This window comes from Mesorhizobium sp. M8A.F.Ca.ET.165.01.1.1, assembly GCF_004792065.1.
In the GTDB taxonomy this organism is placed as follows: Bacteria; Pseudomonadota; Alphaproteobacteria; order Rhizobiales; family Rhizobiaceae; genus Mesorhizobium.
The window spans coordinates 1-243 of record NZ_SRTH01000291.1; the positions used below are offsets into that span (position 1 = coordinate 1).

Genomic DNA, 243 nt, shown 5'->3' on the forward strand with positions numbered 1-243 from the left:
CCAACGCCGACAACCATGGCGGCTCTTCGAGCTCCAGCCTGACGGTGACCATCAACGGCACAAATGATGCTCCGGTCGCGGTTGCCGACATCAATTCGGTGAAAGAAGACACAGCGCCCAATCCGGTGAGCGGCAATGTGCTTTCCAACGACACCGATGTCGACAATGGCGACACGCACAGCGTCAGCGCCGTCAACGGCTCGGCTGGCAATGTCGGCAACGACCTGGTCGGCACCTATGGCA

1 protein-coding gene is annotated in these 243 nt (G+C 60.5%); it reads left to right on the forward strand.

All coding sequences use genetic code 11. From position 1 onward, the window contains the following. Positions 1-243 (forward strand): Ig-like domain-containing protein (locus EN808_RS36145; protein ID WP_135918291.1); only part of this gene is annotated, 243 nt, incomplete at both ends.